This is a genomic window from Burkholderia sp. Ac-20345 (assembly GCF_017104825.1).
GTDB lineage: Bacteria > Pseudomonadota > Gammaproteobacteria > Burkholderiales > Burkholderiaceae > Burkholderia > Burkholderia lata_B.
This window is the reverse complement of sequence record NZ_JAAGPO010000409.1, coordinates 1-3,117: the sequence shown is the minus strand read 5'-3', so window position 1 is coordinate 3,117 and position 3,117 is coordinate 1. Positions and strand designations below refer to the sequence as shown.

General features: G+C 58.2%; 2 protein-coding genes and 2 pseudogenes. 2 read left to right on the top strand and 2 right to left on the bottom strand.

What is annotated here, in order from left to right; all coding sequences use genetic code 11:
* Positions 1-388, top strand: a pseudogene (locus G3O06_RS47410) (FUSC family protein); the annotation flags it as partial.
* 34 nt (positions 389-422) lie between these two features.
* On the opposite strand, the gene G3O06_RS49880 reads toward G3O06_RS47410, so the two are convergent.
* Both G3O06_RS49880 and G3O06_RS47405 read right to left on the bottom strand, forming a co-directional pair.
* Complete coding sequence (locus tag G3O06_RS49880; RefSeq protein WP_277403801.1) at positions 423-548, bottom strand: hypothetical protein; 126 nt, start codon at positions 546-548, stop codon at positions 423-425.
* A 1,333-nt stretch (positions 549-1,881) separates the two neighbouring features.
* Complete coding sequence (locus tag G3O06_RS47405) at positions 1,882-2,211, bottom strand: hypothetical protein (RefSeq protein WP_174974643.1); 330 nt, start codon at positions 2,209-2,211, stop codon at positions 1,882-1,884.
* Between the two features lie 557 nt (positions 2,212-2,768).
* On the opposite strand from G3O06_RS47405, the pseudogene G3O06_RS49525 reads away from it, so the two are divergent.
* Positions 2,769-2,990, top strand: a pseudogene (locus G3O06_RS49525) (hypothetical protein); the annotation flags it as partial.
* Between the last annotated feature and the right edge of the window lie 127 nt (positions 2,991-3,117).

Sequence of the window (3,117 nt, the reverse complement as noted above, 5' to 3'; positions counted from 1 at the left end):
GGCGAGCGCGTGGCTGAGCCGCACGGCCGACCGTCTCGGGCGTGAACTAGGTTTCGCGGGGCATCTACCGCCCAGCCTCATCGAGCGCGACCTGCGCGATCTGCTCGCGGCCTGGACGATCGGCGACAACCTGCTTGCGCTGGCCGAAGTGGCGACGCGCGAGCCGGCGGCGCGGCGTGCGGTCGCGTTGGTGCGAGGGCGGGTCGGGCAAGCGGATTTCGTCCGGCTCGAGCGCGCCTGCAACGCGGCGGCCCGCGTGCTGCTGCGGCGCGTGACCGAGGTCGACAGCGAAGACGGCCGCGCGCTGCTGCGCGGTGCGGTGTTGCTGAGAACGATCGCGGAGACGGCGGGCGCGCACGACGGCTTCCTGCGCGATCGCCAGGATTGACGGCGGGAGGGACGCGTGAGCGGCGGCCTGCGCGTCAACTGAGCCGATAGGCCTTGCCGGGCGTGACTTCCGCCGGCAGCGGCTCGCGGTTCAGTTCGAGCAGCGTGCGCTCGATCTGCCGCGTGAATACGTTGAATTTGGCTGGAGCCGCCTGCGGCACATAGACGAGGTAGAGGAAAGCGGCGAGAAGACCAGTATTGTCCGACGGGAGTCGATGATTCTACGGGTCGACTTCGTCCTTGGATTCGCGACAATCAATCACCGTCGTGAACCAAAAGGGGCGACAGTGGGGCGGCTTTTGACCATCGCAGACACATTTTTCATCTTGGGACGCGGTCTAGTTGTGGTGCCTAGCCCTCTTGAAGAGGATTTCTCGGGCCCAAGAAACATGGAGGTCGAGCTTCGTCGGCCAGACGGCTCGGTGAGTCAAGTGCAGCTAACCGTGACTTACCATTTTCAGTCTCCACCATCCATGGAGCGACGCGGGTCGTGCACGCTTGAAGTGCGGTCCAAGGCAGAGGTTCCGATCGGTGCGGAAGTCTGGATCGGCTAGATGTAGCCCGAGTTTGTCAGCAGCCCAATGGGGCAGATCGATGTTCGCCATCCGGCCAGTTGTCGCTGATGGCGAGTGGCGGTTATCGGCCACTTTCGGCCGCTCGACCCTGGTACCTAGATTTGCAACAATCGATCTACACGGAACTGACGACCGCCGTTCTCTGACTTTCATTGACAGTGCCGCAGTCGATCTCAGGATACCGTTTGTCCGACCGGTCGGGAGCGACCTAGTGAATTCGGCCCTGAGCGGTCAATCGACGTCAGCGCCTGAATCCCGGACAATCCGGTAGGCGATCAACATTCGAGAGTGGACAGTGTGCACTGAAAAACCCGATTCGTCCGGTGTGCTCTACTTCAAGGCCGCTGTAACATGCATCATTGCTGCGGGATGGACTTATGGAGCTGTGAATGCCTATCTGACATCGCGGGGGTTCGAGAGCGACTCGACCGTTGTCGAGGGCCGCGTCCTTCGGTTGGAACCAGGTTCAAACGGTAATCTAAGTCCTCTAGTCGAGTACTCCTACGGTGGGAAGAATTACGAGCGACTAATTCGCGACAAGGACGGCCGTTATAACCGCGACGCATTACTGAAACTCAAGTTGCAAGTCCGATTAGTAAAATCATCACCAGATAGGGCAATCGTCACTCGTTGGGAAACTCTCCCGATGGTCTGGCCATTTGTACTCGGAGCCTTCGTTTTATTAAATTTCTCTTTTGGTCTAGTTATGACCATCTGGCGGAATGAGCGGTTAGGCATTACGACATTCGAGTGACAGTCACCTTAACGAGGCGTTGAACGGGCGCTTTGGGGGCATTCGAAGGTCCCGAATCGGCCATGAGCGGACGGTCGGGTTAAGGAGGGATTGTTGATCGACGCTAGCGCTAATGCGGTGCTGTAAGCATTTACGGCCCGTCGTATCGCTTAAAATAATCTCTCGCTATCGATCGATGGCGACGCTGAGTTGGCCGGCGCCGTTTTGGATGACGTACACGTGATAGGGGTCAGGCAACTCTGGTAGTAAAACCGGCTCGTCGTTCCAGTAATCGTCCTTGGAAAAGGTCGGTGACGAGTAATCGAAGCTGTGATTGCGAGAAATATCGAAGCTTGCCTCGCCAAGTTCAGGCGTAACGGCTATACCCCACACGTCCAGGCGTGGCCCTTCCCGTTTAGATTTATCGTGCGTCCTCCAGAAATCGGGGATCTGATTCCTGGAATAGCCCTCAGCAATGGCGATCGCATCTGGTATTGCGGCCCATATATTGGGCAAGATCTCGTCAGTCTTGCCAACGCACTCCAAGCAATTCAGGCGATGGTGACATCTCACCCAGACCAACCTGCGCCCGATCTGATATTCGGACCGGAAGTGGCCTCTAACGTCGGAAAAGACGCCTAATGGCTGATTGTCCCTTAACTTCTCCATGCAGATATTTCTCCGTGGGTTCCAGGCACCGCATCTTGCGGATGGAGCCAAGTGCCATGATAGCAAGCCGGCGTAGCATGCTCGAATGGCCGTTTAGGAGAATGCTGACCGTCCGCTTCGGGTCGATACCGGCCGTCGACTTCGCGCGCAAGCGCCTCGTCCGATGCGCGTCACGGACGGGGCCGCACCGATAGACACAAGAGTAGAATTTCGGTCTCGGTCGAAACAGCGGCCGTCTGATCGTGGAGTAGTATTCCCCCATGTCCAGGCTATTGCCAAGCCGCTACGGCGCACCGTCGACCCATCCGTGACGACGGCGGCGAGCTCGTTAAAGCGTTCGGAAACTGTTTCAACGATACGTGTAGCGGCGCCGGCTGTGGCGACGGCATTGATGGGAATGCATCATGTCAACCGAGTGGAATCATCGCGTCAGACTGTTTGTCCAGCGTTTCTGGCAGCCGACCAGTGCGTGCATGACATGCATGCCGGGGAGCTGGGGAAATATCATGAGTCTTGCCCACTGGACTATCGCATTTCATACGGGTCTGCTTACCGGGCTCCTGGCTGTACTTTTGACTTTCACGCCTTTGGCGAAACTCTACGCGCATCGATACGGCAATGCGCTGTGAGCTTCCCTCGGTTTTTCGCCTTCCAACGGTCCCGAGTTATGCAGCGGCGTCCTTGGTCTGCTGAGCTTTGATCCAGTCCCGAAGGAACCGCTCCGGAGAAACAAAGCCGAGCGACGAATGACGA